The following is a 15,473-nucleotide window of genomic DNA, read 5'->3' as shown; positions in this document are numbered from 1 at the left end:
CCCGCCGCGGTCACTTACTGAAGCGCGCGAACTCCCAGGGATCGTGCGCACTGAAAACAGTGACCTGATTCCCATGTTCACGCCGAAGGGCGCGAAGCCGATCCCGGGTGTCCGCGCGCGCCCCAACATCGGTCTGCGCCCCTTCCTGGATCAGGTCGAGGGCAGGGTGCGACGAAGGCGGAGTCTGCTCGATCTCGCCGTGGTACATATACGCGTCGCCCGCGTGCAGCAACCACTGCCCCTCCCCCTCACGCACGGCGACGCCGGAATGGCCCGCCGAATGCCCCGGCAGCGGCACGAGCAACAACTCGCATTCCATTCCCTGTGGACGCGCAGCCCCTTGGAAACCGAACCAGTCCGCGCCCTCGTCGGCGACGACGGGCATCAGCTGCGGACCATGGGCCCGATGGGCCGCCATGAACCGCTCAAGACTCACCCGATGATGCGGCGCCGCCGAATCGGTCACGGCCCTGTACTCGGTCTCCCCCACATGAACCTTCGCGTGAGGGAAGTCCGGCAGCCCTCCGGTGTGGTCGCGGTGCAGATGGGTGAGCACGATGTGCCGCACGTCCTGCGGCGCGTACCCGAGGCGGATGACCTGCTGCAACGCGCTCACCGCCACGTCCCGCGCGGGCTCGGCGAAGGCCACCCAGTCCGCCCCCAGCCTCTCCTCCGGGCTGCGCAGGTCGGCGGTACCAAGCCCGGTGTCGACGAGAACCAGCCCGTCCGAATCCGTCTCGACGAGCAGGCAGTGGCACACGGCGGCCAGCTCCTCACCCCCGCCGACCGGGGGTATCTTACGAAGAGCAGCAAAGTTCAGATGGTGAATACGCATGAGGCCCCCGGAAAAGAAGCGGGCGGACTGTTCACCGAAAACCTTAGAAAGGGCTGCCGTGACTCACCAAACGGTTGGACACGAACGCGGCCCGCTCGCGGACTGCCCCGACACCGCCCTCGTCCCCCCGGACCGCGACCCGCACTGCCCCATAGACATCACCCTCGCCGCCGTGGCCGGCCGCTGGACGCCCCTGATCCTCCGCGAGTTCCTGCGCCGCGACGAGGCAACGTACTCAGAGCTGTCCGCCGCCCTCCCCGCCCTCTCGGACAAGGTCCTCTCCGACCGCCTGGCCCAGCTGACCAACGCGGGCGTGGTCGAACGCCACCGCACCCCCGGCTGGCCCCCACGCGTCCGCTACACCCTCACCCCCCACGGCCGAGCCCTGGAACCGGTAATGCACGCCATGTGGAACTGGGGCACCAAGACCAACAACCCCAGCCACCCCGCATAAATGCCCTCCGCGTCACAGCCGCGTATCCAGCAGGGTGCCGAAGAACCCACACCAAATGACACGTGCACTTCGGCGAATTGCGCCCCCTCCCAGAGGCGATGAGGACGTAGGACCACCCCATGCGGTCCGCGACTTCGATCCGGTTGCGAACCCTCCAGGGGCGATGAGCACGGGACGTCCGGCCGGAGGATCGTATCGTCCTCACGTTGTTGCGAACCCTCGCAGGGGCGATGAGGACCCCACGGTAAAGCTGCAGGTGCCCGAAGGGAAGTGGAGGCCGCCTCAAACAGATTTTTCAGCGAGCCGCTGGTCGTGCTGTCGAGCCTGGCGTGTCGCTGAAGAATGTCGCCCACCCCCGCGCCGCCCCAAGGACTGAGTGAGCAGCCCGACCGGCACCGGCCCGTGCTACTCATGAAAGCACCGGGGGTGAGCGGTTGCCCAGTGCGGTCCGCCTAGAACAGCCAGTCGGCGTCGGGGGTAGTCGCGTGTTCCTGTTGGCGCGGTCGGTGGTCAGCTCATTGGACGTCGCGGAGACAGTGCTGTGCCGAATGCAGTACGGCACACAACCCGAACCCCGTCCCAAGATGTAGGAGGAAGCGCCACTCGCGTTCGGCAGACGAGAACGGAGCCCTGACGTGGACGGCAGGAGTGCAGCCCACCGCCTTCGCCGAGGCGGCATGGTGGCGTGGGAGAAATATCGCGCTTGGGTTACCACCGCGAACGTCACTGAGGCCGAGTTGACCAAAGAGGTGGTCGATGACCTGGTGGAACAGGCGTCGTCCGCGCCACCCGACCCTGATCACCCGGTCGAGCTGACACCGACCGGGCACCAGATAGAAGCAGCCCGCACACGGAAGCAGTGGACGCGGGCCGTGGGCAGCGGCCTGGCGGCATTCGTCGTGGTGGGCGGCGTCGCGCAGCTCGCCGTGGACGCCCCGCTGCTCCTGGCGGCCGTGATGCTCGGCACCGCCGGGTGGCTCTGGCACCTGGGACGTGACCAACCCAAGTAAGGGCGACTAGGTCCGCTGGCGCGGGCGCCCTCCGACGACGAAGCCACGCGTTTCGACCCCTCAGGGCGATGAGGACCGGCCGCGTACAGGCAGGACGAAGCCTATGCCGAACAGTTGCGAACCCTCGCAGGGGCGACGAGGACGCTCGGGAGGTGAAATGGCCATCGTGATCAGACAGTCGACGGGAGACCTCTCCCCGATGTCGGCGCGCGGGTTGCCGCCCGACGCATTCGCCCCGGGGACCCCGACTACGAGCGGTATTTCACCGGCGCTCGACGCTCGCCCCGGCGAGAACGAGGCTCTGGCCCGTGGTTCGGCGGCGAGCACCGTACCGCCTGACCTATCGAAGGGCCTGGCCGGAGCACCCCGGCACGGGCAGCGTCCACACGAGCTCGAAGGTCACATACCCCGACCGGAAGCCGGGGTCAGGTAGTGCGTCACGGCTTGCGGCCGTGGACGATGAGGGTTCCGACCTGGCCGGGTTCAGGGGCGGGCTGGATCTGGGCGTTGATATCGGTGAAGCCGTGGTCGGCCAGGATGTCCGCCCAGGTGTCGGGTTCGTAGGCCCACCGGTGTATCCAGACCTGTCGGCCGGTAATTCCGTCGCCGTACATTCCCTGGACTCCATAGGCGCCTGGAACGGCCGGGGCATGGGAGAAGACCAGTCTGCCGCCGACGGCCAGGCGGTCATGGATGCGGGGTAGGAGTTCGTTGGGATCGGTGAACCAGACCGCTCCCCAGATGGAATAGACCGCGTCCCACTGGCTGTCGGTGCGGGCGAGGTAATCCACGGCGTCGCCGTGCTCGAAGCGCGCGCCGGGCAGGTGGCCCCAGTGCGCGCGGGCCTGGGCGCACTGGACGGGCGAGAGGTCCAGGCCGGTCGCGGTGATCCCCTTGGTGGCCAGCGCGGCGACGGCGTCTCCACGGCCGAAGCCGAGCTCCAGACTCGTCGCAGGATCGCCGAGGAGTTCGTCGCCGGGGCCGTGGCCGGGATACTGCGTCCAGCCGAAGGCGTTCTTCAGCGCCTCCTCGGGGGTGGAGCGGTCATCGTCCCTCTCGGCGTAGCGGTCCCAGTAGCCGGTGCGGTCGCTGATGCTGGTCGGCATGAACGGGCCCCCGGGGTCGGGTGTGGGAGGACCCGCGTCACGGTAGCGCCGTTCCGGCAGTGGCGTCGGTGGTTCGGTGACGAGCGCAGAAGCGGGGCCGGAGCTCGTGGGCTCCGGCCCCGCTCGCGTGGATCAGCTGTCCATCGGCTGGGCGGTCAGTGGCAGTTGCTTCCCGGGTAGCACGGGGTGCACTTGGCGAAGTCGGCCTCCCACAGCGGCCAGTCGATGGCGAACCCGTTGTCGTGGATGACGTGGGCGGTCCGCTCGACCGAGCCGTCGTTCTTGAACTCGATCGCGGGGACGTGGTCGAGGAACCCGCCGAAGTGCTGGTCGCAGAATTCGCGGTAGTGGCGGGTATCGAGAATGAACCCGTGGACGGCGATGTCGACCAGCGGGCCGCAGCCGATCTCCAACTGCTGGCCCCACTTGTCCATGGCGGTGATGAGGTAGGCGACGGCCTGGCCGAAGAGGCGATCGGCCATCACGGTGTCGAAGGGGTGATCGCGGACGAGCAAAGCGACCTGCCGATCCCACACATGCGGGGTGACGAACGAGCGCGGGTTTCGGCGCGGGCAGGTGGTCGGCGGTTGGCTGGTGGGCGGCTGGACGGCGGTGGACATACGTGCCTCCCTGATGGACCCGCTCGGTGGCACCTGACTGGTGCCGCTGATGTCGTGCCTTCACCGTGCGCCCCGACGCCGGGCACAGCCAGACGCGCGTGCAGGCCACGCACACCGTGTGCCGAATCTGCACACGAAGTGGCGCGGCAGCCGACTGCGTGCCTACGGTGAGAGGTCGGGGCCTACTGGAGGTGGCAACGGGCGGCCAGATCGCGCAGCGTGGGCGAGGTCCGGCCCGAGACCAAGAGCCCGCTCACCAGCTCGCGCACCACGGGCCGGGTCCGCGTCTCCTGCGGCGCGGCTCGTTCGGCGGCCAGTAGCGCCCGCAGCGCCTCCTCCCGGCGTCCCCACATTCCGTACGCCCGCGCCAGATCGGTGAAGTAGCGGGCCTGGCGTTCGGGGGTCGGTAGCGCCTGAGGTTGCACCGCGCCGGCTGCCCGTACCGCGCTGGCCGGGTCTCCGGCGGTGTACTCGGCCGAGATCAGATGCAACCGGACAGCGGTGATCCCGAACCCGCCGCCGTTGCGACGCAGCAGCAGGCCGCCGCCGAGCCGAGCGGCGAGCGCCATCGCCTGGCCGGTCAGCTCCCGCATCCCGGCGCGGTCTCCGGCGTGGGCTGCGGTGTAGGCCGCCGACATCACCAACTGCCCGCGCGCCGCGATGTGGGCGGGCCGGTCTTCTCGCATCTCGTCGGCGTCGGCCGCCGCCATGGCGATCTCCGTGGCCTGGTCGTGCCAGCCGTTGCGGCGGGTGAGCACCGCCAACTGCCGGGCCGCCTCGGCGGAGGCGAGCACATCACCGCTCATGTCGGCGTGTGTGCGAGCGCGGTCGACGGCCAGCCAACCTAGGGGTTCGTCCAGCTTGACCATCAGCCGCGTGACCAGGTTGTAGGTGTGGGCGAGGATCGCGGCGCTGCCCGGCTTTCCGGCGGCGGCGTGACCGCCGGCCAGCAGGCCGGGTAGACCTTCGGCGAGGCGACCGTACTGACAGGCGTCGTAGTCGCGGCATGCCGCGTTCAGCGCGACCGCCAGCCTCGGCGCCGCGACCGGAGCGGCGCGATCACCGGTACCGAGCAGAGCGTCACGGACCCGCGCGACCAGGGCGGCGTCGCACGCGTCCGTCCTGGGCGGAGCGGCGGAACGGGCGGCGGGGCCGGTGACGGCAGCGCCCGCGGTGACGGCGAGGTTGGTCAGCAGCTCGCGGCGCCGCACATCACCCTCCCCGAATGGCTCGCCTGTCACCGTAGCGGTCACGCCGAACGTGCCCGGGGGTATCTCTAAGATCTCGGCGAGGCGCCGTAGCGTGGCCACATCCTCCAGCGGCCGGGCGCCCGTCTCCAGGCGGGAAACGGTGGAACGTGAGCAGTGGAGACGGGCGGCCAGGTCGGTCTGGGACCAGCCGAGGGCGAGGCGTGCGGACCGTACGAGTGGACCGGGCCGAGCGCTCATTGCAGCACCCCGCGACCAGAGGAAGGGCGTCTACCCCGCCAGGATAATTCCCCGCGGATGCCGTTGATGGCATGGCTTGGTCTCCTCGCGGGTCGAAGCCCCTCACCTGCTGCGTTCATGCGGTGGCTTCGGCCTAGGGACCGGCAGGGGGTGGGTGCCGCTGGGGCGATCATGTTCTGGTGCCTCGGTCGGCGTCTTCGTTCAGGCGACCGGTTAACCCCGCAGTCCCCCATTCAGGCCCCGGACGCGGCGTCCTCGACTAGGTAGCGGCGTCTCGTCCACGTCGATCGCGACCAAGCTCTCGCAGAGGCGACGAGGACGCGATGACCGTGCCGCGGTTCCGGGTGCTCAGGGCGAAAAGCTGGAGGTACGCGAAGGGGAGAGGGGCCGGTGTTCTGCCGCTCTGGGCGAGCGCTGGGGCATTGCCGGCATGACCATCCGTGCTCGCGGGTGGCGCGGGCGAGGGATGGTCAGGCGCGGGGGGTGGTCACGCCTGCTGCGGCTCGCTGTCGAGGGTGGTGGCCAGGGTCGCAGGTGATGTGATGCGGCGTGGCCAGGACCAGGCGGAGCGCAGGATGAAGGCCAGGAGCAGCAACTCAAGTCCGATGGAGAGGCCGTAGAAGTAGGAGTAGGACAACGGCTCCCCTGCCGCGTTGAACACCGAGACGGGGATGTAGAGCGCTGCGACGACGACGTTGATGGTGCGGTTGACGCGGGCGGGCAGTGTCGCGGAGAGCAGGATCATGAGGATCGGGACGGCCATGAGCGAGAGCGCGACGGCGACGAAGGTCGGGCCGGTGTCGAACTCGTGGACGGTGCCGCCCAGGAGGTCGTCGAGGAAGCCGGGCTTGTACAGGGCGAGGTAGTCGACGTAGATGTAGAGGAACATGAAGCTGGTCCATGCCGCTGCGAGCTTGGCCTGCACGGGTAGGCGCAGGTCCTCCAGCGTGCTCTGGGGCGACGGATTCTCTGGTGCGGCTTGGGATTGGGGCGTTCTCATCACGGACTCCCTGTGATCGGGTGGGTGCTTCCACCCTCACGGATGCCGGCGGCGGGCACATCGGCCGCGGAACCTGGTTTGACCTGGCCTTTGGCACAGCCGGGCTCTTGTACTTTCGGCGGATACATTGAGCCCGCGGGCTGCCTAGGCTCATCAGATGGCCACCAACGCACTCCGCTCGCTGTGGGCCGAACCTCGACCCGCGAAAGCCCCGGCCCTGGGGCCGCGGGACTGGGCCTTGGTCGCGGTACTGATCTGCTGGTCCGTGGCGGAAGCGGTGCTTCGTCAGGACCTGGCGCCACGCCCGCTGCTGCTACTCGCGGTGCTCGCGGTCCTCGGCCCACTGCTGTGGCGACGCACGCACCCGCTCGTCGCGGTCGTGGTCTCCTGCGGCACGTTGACGATCATCGACGTCGTCAGAGTCCTCACCGGGACGCAGGGCGCCCTGCTGAACAGCGGCATCGCGGTGCTGATCCTGGCCTACGCCTTGTTCCGGTGGGGCTCCGGCCGGGAAGCCGCGAGCGGCCTCGGCGTCATCCTGCTCTGGCCGGCCCTCATCACCGCCCTCGGCGCCGACCCCACCACCCTGGCGGAGGTGGTCGCGGGATACGCGTTCTTCCTGTTCGCCGCCGCGCTCGGCACCGCGATCCGCTATCGCACGAAGATCCGCATCCGCGACATCGACCACGCCAAGGCCCGCGAACGCGAACAGCTCGCCCGTGACCTCCACGACACCGTCGCCCACCGCGTCACGGGCATCGCCATCCAGGCCCAGGCAGGACGTGCCGTCGCGGCCTCCCACCCCGAGCGTGCCGTCGAGGCCCTGGCCGTCATCGAGGACGCGGCGAGCCGCACCCTCACCGAGCTGCGCGCCATCGTCGGCGTGCTCCGCGCCACGCAGGACGCCGGGTTCGCGCCGCAGCCCGGTGTGGCCGAGGTCGAGCAGCTCGCCACCGATGGCCGGACGCGCCCCTGCGTCAAGGTGACGCTGTCCGGCGAGTTCGACGACCTCAGCCCGGCGGTCGGGACCGCGATCTACCGCCTGGCCCAGGAGTCCGTCACCAACGCCCGGCGGCACGCCCGGCACGCGTCGAAGGTCACCGTCGCCGTCACAGGCGACGCCGACCAGGTGCGGCTGACCGTCGACGACGACGGCTCCGCCGCCGGCGGCCGCGCCCCGGCGGGCTACGGCCTGGTGGGCATGCGGGAGCGCGCCTCGCTGCTCGGCGGCACCTTCCACGCGGGCCCCGCCGCCGGGCGGGGCTGGCGGGTGGAGGCGGTCCTGCCCCGAACCGGGACGCCATGATGAGCGTCAGGGTCCTCGTCGCCGACGACCAGCCCATCGTGCGCACCGGGCTGACCATGCTGCTCGACGCCCAACCCGGCATCGAGGTGGTCGGCGCGGCCGCCGACGGGCGCGAGGCGGTCCGCCTGGCGCTCCGGCTGCGCCCCGACGTCGGCCTGTTCGACATCCGGATGCCGCTGATGGACGGCATCGAGGCCACCCGGCGCCTCGCCGGCCCCGACGTCACCGATCCACTGCCGATCGTGGTCATCACCACCTTCGACCTCGACGAGTACGTCTACGGGGCGCTCAAGGCCGGCGCCCGCGGGTTCCTGCTCAAGGACGCCGGACCCGCCCTGCTGACCCAGGCCATCCACGCCGCCGCCGACGGGGACGCCCTGATCGCGCCCAGCGTGACCGTCCGGCTGCTCGCGGCCTTCGCCCACGCACAGACCCCACCACGGAGGCAGCCGATAGAACCGCTCACCGCCCGCGAGGAGGAAGTCCTCGTGCCTGTAGCCCAAGGCCGCACCAACAATGAGATCGCCGGCGAGCTGCATATCACCCCGAGCACCGTCAAGGCCCACGTCGCCAGCCTCATGCGAAAGCTCGGCGCCCGGAACCGCGTCGAGGTCGCCATGTGGGCCCACGAGACCGGCCGCATCTGACGCCGCCCCCGCTGGGCGGCTGCGGCTCGCCGAGCGGAGGTACCGGCCGCGGTTCGACCGCGGCGGCCGGCCCCTACCCGGCCTCCGGCTGACCCGCGGCGGGGGCGCGGGCCAGCCGTTGCGCCGGATCAGCGGACGGGCACCGGAATGATCGGCAGCGTGATCGACGACGGGTGCTCCGGGTCGTGCAGGACGGTCTGCGACGCGGGCTGCGTGGTCGTGTCGGCGCCGAACTTCCCGCCCGTGTTCGGGTTCCGGTCGTACATCGGGAAGTTGCTGCTGGAGATCTCCAACCGGATGCGGTGGCCCGCCTTGAACACGTTGCTGGTCGGCCACAGCTTGATCGTGTACTTGTAGACCTCCCCGGGGGTGATCAGCTCCGGCTTCTCCAGCGAGACCCGGTACCGGGCGCGCTGGATGCCGTCCCGGACCAGCATCGAGGTGCCGTCCGGCTGGACGTCGGTGAGCTTCGCCGTCCAGTCGGTGTCCTTCGCCGAGGACCTGGCGTACAGCGTGACCGAGATCGGGCCGGTGACCTCGGTGTCCTTGGTGAGCCGCGGGGTGCTGTAGACCAGCACGTCCCGCCGCTGCTCGACGGACCGCTGGTCCTGCGGGCCGCCGGGCACCGAGCTCTGGAAACGGCCGCCGACGCTCGGCACCGGGTTCGCCGGGTCGTACTGGTACTGGTCGGCCTTCTCGCCCGTCGCGGGCGCGGTGTTGTCGAGCGTGCCGCCGCCGTTCGCGGTGTTCGCGTCGCCCTTGCTGTGCAGGTAGTACGTGGTGTTGGCGGTGCCGGGGATCGGCCAGGAGTCAGCCGTGCGCCACTTGTTGGCGCCCATCACGAAGACCTTCACCGGCGGATCCGCGTCCACGCCGTTGGCGATCCCCTTCAGCCAGTGGTCGAACCAGCGGAGGTGCAGATCGCCCACCGCGACGACCGCCTCCGGACCGAAGTCGACGGCGCCCACCGTGCGGCCCGAGCCGCCGTGCGTCCACGGCCCGACGAGGAGCTGCGACCCCTGCCGGGCGACCTCGGACCCGCCCTGGGCGCGCATCCCGGCGAAGTTCTCCACCGTCCCGTTGAGGAAGATGTCGGACCAGCCGCCGAAGTTCAGCGACGGCACGTTGACCCGCGGATACTTCGTGCGGATGCTCCAGCGCTTCCAGTAGTCGTCGTCGCTCGGGTGGTCGATCCAGTCGAAGTAGTACGGCGCGATGCGGTTGTCCCCCGGGTACAGCGGCGGGAAGTTGTTCAGCGGCTGGTGCCGGTACCACTTGGTGTGCAGGTCCCGCGACGCCTGGGTCATCTCCGCCCGCAGCTTCGCGGCGTCCGGGAGCTTGCTGATGACGCCCCCGTTGAGGAAGCTCAGCAGCCAGTCCTGGATGAACGCCTGGTACAGCGCGCCGCCCTCGTAGGTCCATCCGTCGTAGATGTCGGAGGACGTGAACGCCGGGGCGATCGTGACCAGGTGCGGAGGCGTGAGAGTGGCGGGCAGCCACTGCGTGAGCCCCGGATAGGAGAACCCGTACATGCCGACCTTGCCGTTGGAGTGCGGCAGAGCGGCGGACCACTCGATGGTGTCGTAGCCGTCCTCAGCCTCGGTCCGGTACGGGTAGAAGGCGCCATCCGACTTGTACTCGCCGCGGACGTCCTGCACCACGACGAGGTAGCAGGCCTTGGCGTAACGGTCCGGGGCGCCGTAGACGAAGCTCAGGGCGCCCTCCTTGTTGTAGGGCAGCCGCATCAGGATGACGGGGAACTTGCCGTCCCCTTTCGGCGTGAACACGTTGCTGCGCAACACCGTCCCGTCCCGCATAGTGGCAGGGACGTCCTTCTGGACGCTGAATTCGCACACCTCCGCCTTCGGGGCCGCGTCGGCCGGCGCACCGGGCGCGGCGACGCCGGCCAGCAGCACCACGGCCGCCGCCACAAGGGACAGCCGCCAGCTGCGACTTCTTCTGTTCGCCCAGGTCGTCCGTCGTCTCGCGCGCATCGCCGTGACCCCTTCCTGGCCGGGGCGGCCGGGCCGCCCGTCGACTGTTCGACGTCGTCGGGCGGAGCATCGCATGATCACGACGGCTTGTCAGGAGGGCGGTCAGGGCCTGTCGGCCGAACGGTCGATCGGTGCGCCGAACGGTCCGTTTGTGGCGAATTGACCGACCCGTCCCGGTCGCTCCAAGATCACCGATCTCCCCATGCGGGGACAAGCCGGACGACCCGAAAACACCATTCCCGGCCATACTTTCAAAGTTTTCTCCGCAAGATCGATTGGGACGCCAGGGCGCTGACCTGCAAGGCTCAGCCGAGGCCGCTGTGGCGCATTTCGCCGAAATGGCTGGAGCCATCCCGGCCCGACATGATGGCCTACATGTAAAGATCTTTAGCCACAAACGGGTCTATAGGAGAGGTCGGGGACGTACTGGTTCCACTCGGCTTCGCTCAGGCCGCCGACCTGGGCGCATAGCCGGTCGGTGAGGCGGGCGGGATCAAGGGTGGTGGCCTGAATCGTGCGGTCGCCTCCGTAGGTGTAGAGCACGGTGCCGTCTCGGGAGAACGCGAAGGTGTCGACACCACCGGCGTGGCCGGGGAGGGTGGGGCCGTAGGGCCGTCCAGTGGCCACCTCGTACAGGTGGACGCCGCCGCGCGCGTCGCTGGTGGCGACCAGGCGGCCGTCGGGGGAGAACGCGGCGGGCAGGTCTTCCACGTCGGGCACGGCGGCCAGGGGCGTTCCTCTTCGCTTGTCGCCTCGGAGGTCCCACAGGTACAAGTTGTCGGGGTTGATGATGACCAGGGCGACGGAACCGTCGGGAGACACGGCCAGCACGTCGACGACGCTGAAGAAGTCGAACCGCTTGTGGACCTGTCCTGAATCCATGTCGACGACGGCGCTCTTCAAGGTCACCGTACGACCGTCGGATCGGTAGAACAGCTCCCCCGATCCGGAGGACTCCAACGGGATGACGCGGGTGCGCCGGCCCGAGCGGGCGTCCCACTCCTGCAACCACGACTTGTAGGGGTGCCGCGGGTCGATGACCTCCGCGTTCAGGCCGCCGACGAGGGACCGGCCGTCCGGGGAGAACGCGACGCCTTTGCCGAGCGCGCCGTCGGGCCAGTCGAGCTCCGCGACCTTCTGGAGCGTGCGCGCGTCCCACACGCCGAAGCCGTCGTCCGGGTTCCGGTCGGGAATGGCCACCAGACCGCCGTCGGGGCTGAAGACCATCCCTCGCCAAACGCTTCTCAAGGAAGGCACGGAGAAAGGGGACGTCCACCCCGCCGGATTACCGGTGATGGAGACGCTGTCCGCGCCCATGGAGGCGAGGAGGTCGCCGGACGGGCTGAGCACCCCGTGTCCGGCGTCGCGTCCGACGGAGATCCGGTCGGCGTAGCCCGAGATGTTCGTGGTGACGACGCGGTCGAGGGTCGTCGCACAGCGCAGCAGGTCACCGGCGGCGGAGAAGCGGCAGTCGGTCGGCGTCTCGTCGTCGAGCCCGCGGGCCATCAGGGGCGCCTCGGCGGAGCCGTCCAGATTCCATAGAGTGAACCCGACGGCCAGGAGGCGGCCGTCGGGGCTGAACACCGGTTCGTCCACGCCGCGCGCACTCCGCTCGTGCCAGGGGACCCGAGACCGCGAGGCGACGGGCTCGGTGCGCGCCAGGTTGTTCAGATCAAGCACGGTCACCCCGCTGCCGGCGACCAGGGCGAGCCTGGCTCCGGCGGGCCCGAACCCGACCTGGCGTATCCGCTGGGACGCGCTCTCGGAAGCCAGCGCCGCACCCAGCCACGGCGTGGGAATCCGTTTGCGGGCCGCGACGTCCCACAGTTGGAAGCCGCTCGGCAGGACCATCGCGACAAGGGCGTCGTCGGCGCTCACGGCCCAGGCGTAGGGGCGCTCCTTCCAGCTCATGGCGAGGCGACCGCTGCGCGCGTCCCATAAAGCCATTTCGGGAGCGGTTGTTCGGGGATCGCCGGAGCCTCCAGGCCCGTTGTCCATCATCAAAAGGTTGCCGCTCACGCTGTACCGCAGGTTCCAGAAGGATTGACGCGGATCGCCCATCGGCCTGCCCTGCGGCTTTCCGGTGGCCGCGTCGTAGACCTGGACCACACCGCGCCGGCTCAGATCTCCCCCGGTGGATAAGAGCTGCGCCATATGGCGTCCGTCCGGACTGAACACGGCCGCGCTTTTCGGCTCGGCCCCCGGCGGCATCGGAACGCGCTGGTGCGTCTTCAGATCCCAGCGTGTCACCTGGACGCGATCGTCGAACGTGGCGGTGCGGCCGTCGGGGGTGAGGACCACCTGGGCATTGGAGGCGGGGTTGAACGTATCGCCCTCCCACTGGTACATGGCGTTGATGAGGGCTTTCCGGGTCTGGTCGTCGTCGCCGACGCGCGCGGCGGCGAGGGCGAGGCGGCGGCTGGTGCGCGGGTCGTCGCGTTGGAGGGACGCGGCGAGCGCGGCGAGCCGGTCGGCGATGGCCCGGTCGCGCTGGCGGGAGAGGACCGCGCGCTGGTTCACCGCGACGACGGCCCCGCCCACGGCCACGACCAGCAGGACGGCGAGGGCGGCCGTCAGCGCGCCCCGGCTGCGGGCGCGGCGGCGGCCGAGGGCCGCCGAGGCGTCCAGGAACGCGCGCTCGACGGCGTTCAGCGTCAGGTGGCGGCGTCCGGTCGCGGCCCACTGGACGGCGCGGGCCAGCACGCTCCCCTGGAGCAGGTCACCGGCCCGGCGGCCGTGCCGGTCCCAGACCCGCGCGGCGTCCGCGAGCGAGCGGTGCACGGCCAGCCCGGCGCGCTCGTCATCGACCCACCCGCGCAGCCGCGGCCAGGCGCGGAGCAGCGCCGCGCCGCAGATCGCCACCCGGTCGCCCTCGCGGACCAGCAGCCCGGCGCGCGTGAACTCCTCGACCGCCCGCTCGGCACCGTCGCCGAACTCGTCGACCGCGGCCCGGCGGAGGGTGTCGGCGGCGCCCTCGCCCGGCAGCACCATGCGCAGCAGGATCGCGGGGACGGCCTCCCGCGCGAGCGGGTCGAGCCGCCGGTAGGCGGCCTCGGCGACGTCCGCGAGCGAGGGCGGCGCGGCACCCGCCGCGGCCGCGGCGGCGACCCGGCTCCCCTCCGAGAGCATCGCCCCCTCGTCGAAGGAGCCGCCGAGGAGGTCCAGCAGCACCTCGCGCGCCGACGGGCGGTCCCGCGGCCGCTTCGCCAGCGCCGCAGCCACCACCGACCGGAGCGGCTCGTCCAGCACGTGCAGCTCCGGCTCCACGTGCTGGACGGTGTGGGAGAGCTGCATCAGGTTCTCGCCCGCGAACGGCGGCCGCCCGAGCGCGCCGAACAGCACCACCGCCCCCCACGCCCACACATCCGACGCGGCGCTCGCGGGCTCGCCCGCGAAGACCTCCGGGGACATGTAGCGGGGCGTGCCCTTGGCGCCGGTCGCGCTGCGGGTCATGTCCTCGGCGCGGGCGAGCCCGAAGTCGATGACGCGGGGCCCGTCGGGGCCGAGCAGGACGTTCCCGGGCTTGAGGTCGCGGTGGACGACCCCGCCCCGGTGGATCGCGACGAGCGCGGTCGCGACGCCGATCGCGAGCCGTCCCAGCTCGCCGGACCCGAACGGGCCGCCGGAGGCGACGGCGCGCTCCAGGTCGGGCCCGGGGACGTACTCGCTGACCACGTACGGGGGCTCGGCGTCCAGGTCGAACGCCAGCACGCGGGCGGTGCAGAACGGCGACACCCGGGTCACGGCGTCGATCTCGCGGGCGAGCACGTCCCGGGGCCCGCCGGCGCGCTCCCCCGCGAACACCCCGTGCAGCGCCTTGACCGCGACGCGCGCGCCGTCCGCGCCGTACGCCTCGTAGACCACCCCCTGCCCGCCCGCGCCGAGGCGGCGGGCCAGCCAGTAGTCGCCGAGCTCGCGGGGATCGCCGGGAACCAGTGGGGTCGTCACATTCCTAGGACGATTCGGCGTTCCTACGCGTTCACGCCCTGTGGCAGGGTTGGGCGGATGCCGCCGATTCTTCCTGGTCCGCTCCCGTCCGTCCTTGTCGAGAACGCCGTCGAGGTCTGGGGGGACGACGGCCGCCGCTGGCTGAAGCGGCTGCCCGGCCTGCTCGCCGAGATCGCCCGCGAGTGGCGGCTGGAGATCGAGGCCGCCCGGTACGGCCTCAGCTACCACTGGGTCGCGCCCGTCCGGAGGGAGGACGGGACGAAGGCGGTCCTGAAGCTCGGCCCGCCCGAACCCGGACACCTCGGCATCGAGGCGGCGGCCCTGGAGATCTACGGCGGCGAGGGCGCGGTGCGGCTGCTGGAGCACGACCCGGGCCGGGGCGCGCTGCTGTTGGAGCGTGCCGAGCCGGGGAGGGTGCTGAGCGAACTCGTCCCGGACAAGGACGAGGAGGCCACCGCCGTGTTCCTCGACGTGGCGCGGCGGCTCCGGCACGTGCCGCCTCCCGGATGCGCCCTCCCGGGCCTGGAGAAGGAGAGCGCGTCGTTCTCCGGCCACCTGCGCCGCTTCCCGGGCGACGGCCCGCTCCCCCGCCACCTCGTCGAGCGCGCCGGACGGCTGTTCGACGAGTTGTGCGCGAGCGCGCCCGAGCGGCTCGTCCTGCACGGGGACCTGCACCACGACAACATCCTGAGCGCGGAGCGCGAGCCGTGGCTGGCGATCGACCCGCACGGCGTGGTGGGCGACCCCGGGTACGAGGCGGGCGTCCTGTTCTACAACCCGGGCCCCGACGACCGGGACGGCAGGCTGGTCGACCTGGTGCCCGCGCGGATCGAGCAGGTGGCCGACGGGCTCGCGATGCCGGTGGAGCGGGTCGTCGCGTGGGGGTTCGTGATGGCCGTCCTGTCGGAGGTGTGGACGGCGCAGGGCGACGGGACGCCCGGCAGCCGCGCGCTGGACGTCGCGCTCAGCCTGGTCGGCCGGCTGCCGTGACCGGCCGCGCCCGATAGCGAGCTAATTACCACAAAAGGCGACTTTCCTGTCGCGTCCTTTCGGTCGCGGAAACGCGCGCCGGTTCAATAACTCCATACCTTGATCAGAGTTTTTC

12 protein-coding genes and 1 pseudogene are annotated in these 15,473 nt (G+C 70.8%); 5 read left to right on the top strand and 8 right to left on the bottom strand.

Annotated elements, in window-relative coordinates; translation table 11 throughout:
• Positions 1–10: 10 nt before the first annotated feature.
• Positions 11–835, bottom strand: coding sequence for an MBL fold metallo-hydrolase (locus GNZ18_RS06500; RefSeq protein ID WP_156215271.1), 825 nt, complete (start codon positions 833–835; stop codon positions 11–13).
• A gap of 58 nt (positions 836–893) precedes the next feature.
• Here GNZ18_RS06500 and GNZ18_RS06495 point away from each other — a divergent pair, with 58 nt between their 5' ends.
• A complete protein-coding gene (locus GNZ18_RS06495) occupies positions 894–1,289 on the top strand; it encodes a winged helix-turn-helix transcriptional regulator (protein WP_312874332.1) in 396 nt (131 codons plus the stop codon).
• A 737-nt stretch (positions 1,290–2,026) separates the two neighbouring features.
• The gene (locus GNZ18_RS06490) at positions 2,027–2,299 is read left to right on the top strand and encodes a hypothetical protein (protein WP_156215265.1); all 273 of its coding nucleotides are present in this window, start codon (positions 2,027–2,029) and stop codon (positions 2,297–2,299) included.
• Positions 2,300–2,736: 437 nt separating this feature from the next.
• Here the strand turns inward: GNZ18_RS06490 and GNZ18_RS06485 are convergent, their stop codons facing one another.
• From GNZ18_RS06485 to GNZ18_RS06470, 5 genes and pseudogenes are all read right to left on the bottom strand, one after another.
• Positions 2,737–3,405: a class I SAM-dependent methyltransferase gene (locus tag GNZ18_RS06485; RefSeq protein WP_156215263.1), complete on the bottom strand. Its 669-nt coding sequence runs from the start codon at positions 3,403–3,405 to the stop codon at positions 2,737–2,739.
• A gap of 155 nt (positions 3,406–3,560) precedes the next feature.
• Positions 3,561–4,025: a glycine-rich domain-containing protein gene (locus GNZ18_RS06480; RefSeq protein ID WP_156215262.1), complete on the bottom strand. Its 465-nt coding sequence runs from the start codon at positions 4,023–4,025 to the stop codon at positions 3,561–3,563.
• Positions 4,026–4,207: 182 nt separating this feature from the next.
• Positions 4,208–5,236 carry a hypothetical protein gene (locus GNZ18_RS06475; protein ID WP_246249458.1) on the bottom strand — a complete coding sequence of 343 codons (1,029 nt, stop codon included), beginning with the start codon at positions 5,234–5,236 and terminating at the stop codon, positions 4,208–4,210.
• Between the two features lie 63 nt (positions 5,237–5,299).
• Positions 5,300–5,473, bottom strand: a pseudogene (locus GNZ18_RS44005) (helix-turn-helix transcriptional regulator); the annotation flags it as partial.
• Positions 5,474–5,960: 487 nt separating this feature from the next.
• On the bottom strand, positions 5,961–6,473 hold the full coding sequence (locus GNZ18_RS06470; RefSeq protein ID WP_156215259.1) for a DUF6326 family protein: 513 nt from the start codon (positions 6,471–6,473) through the stop codon (positions 5,961–5,963).
• A 157-nt stretch (positions 6,474–6,630) separates the two neighbouring features.
• Here GNZ18_RS06470 and GNZ18_RS06465 point away from each other — a divergent pair, with 157 nt between their 5' ends.
• On the top strand, positions 6,631–7,779 hold the full coding sequence (locus GNZ18_RS06465; protein ID WP_156215257.1) for a sensor histidine kinase: 1,149 nt from the start codon (positions 6,631–6,633) through the stop codon (positions 7,777–7,779).
• The gene (locus GNZ18_RS06460) at positions 7,779–8,426 is read left to right on the top strand and encodes a response regulator (RefSeq protein ID WP_156215255.1); all 648 of its coding nucleotides are present in this window, start codon (positions 7,779–7,781) and stop codon (positions 8,424–8,426) included. Before GNZ18_RS06465 ends, GNZ18_RS06460 begins: the two co-directional genes overlap by 1 nt.
• Positions 8,427–8,554: 128 nt before the next feature.
• Here GNZ18_RS06460 and GNZ18_RS06455 read toward each other — a convergent pair whose 3' ends face one another.
• Both GNZ18_RS06455 and GNZ18_RS06450 read right to left on the bottom strand, forming a co-directional pair.
• Positions 8,555–10,420, bottom strand: coding sequence for a CocE/NonD family hydrolase (locus GNZ18_RS06455; protein ID WP_156215253.1), 1,866 nt, complete (start codon positions 10,418–10,420; stop codon positions 8,555–8,557).
• Between the two features lie 387 nt (positions 10,421–10,807).
• Entirely contained in the window at positions 10,808–14,368 is a 3,561-nt protein-coding gene (locus GNZ18_RS06450) for a WD40 repeat domain-containing serine/threonine protein kinase (protein WP_156215251.1), read from the bottom strand.
• Positions 14,369–14,425: 57 nt separating this feature from the next.
• Between GNZ18_RS06450 and GNZ18_RS06445 the strand changes: the two genes are divergently transcribed.
• Positions 14,426–15,358 carry an aminoglycoside phosphotransferase family protein gene (locus GNZ18_RS06445; RefSeq protein WP_156215250.1) on the top strand — a complete coding sequence of 311 codons (933 nt, stop codon included), beginning with the start codon at positions 14,426–14,428 and terminating at the stop codon, positions 15,356–15,358.
• The last annotated feature ends 115 nt before the right edge of the window (positions 15,359–15,473 follow it).

The sequence above is a fragment of the Actinomadura litoris genome (genome assembly GCF_009733595.1).
In the GTDB taxonomy this organism is placed as follows: domain Bacteria; phylum Actinomycetota; class Actinomycetes; order Streptosporangiales; family Streptosporangiaceae; genus Spirillospora; species Spirillospora litoris.
This window is presented reverse-complemented; position numbering and strand designations above follow the sequence as displayed.

Excerpts from the sequence above, each read along its gene's own strand:
- GNZ18_RS06465 (WP_156215257.1), top strand. The coding sequence starts at position 6,631 with ATGGCCACCAACGCACTCCGCTCGCTGTGGGCCGAACCTCGACCCGCG.
- GNZ18_RS06445 (WP_156215250.1), top strand. The coding sequence starts at position 14,426 with ATGCCGCCGATTCTTCCTGGTCCGCTCCCGTCCGTCCTTGTCGAGAAC.
- GNZ18_RS06455 (WP_156215253.1), bottom strand. The coding sequence starts at position 10,420 with ATGCGCGCGAGACGACGGACGACCTGGGCGAACAGAAGAAGTCGCAGC.
- GNZ18_RS06500 (WP_156215271.1), bottom strand. The coding sequence starts at position 835 with ATGCGTATTCACCATCTGAACTTTGCTGCTCTTCGTAAGATACCCCCG.
- GNZ18_RS06480 (WP_156215262.1), bottom strand. The coding sequence starts at position 4,025 with ATGTCCACCGCCGTCCAGCCGCCCACCAGCCAACCGCCGACCACCTGC.
- GNZ18_RS06485 (WP_156215263.1), bottom strand. The coding sequence starts at position 3,405 with ATGCCGACCAGCATCAGCGACCGCACCGGCTACTGGGACCGCTACGCC.
- GNZ18_RS06460 (WP_156215255.1), top strand. The coding sequence starts at position 7,779 with ATGAGCGTCAGGGTCCTCGTCGCCGACGACCAGCCCATCGTGCGCACC.
- GNZ18_RS06470 (WP_156215259.1), bottom strand. The coding sequence starts at position 6,473 with ATGAGAACGCCCCAATCCCAAGCCGCACCAGAGAATCCGTCGCCCCAG.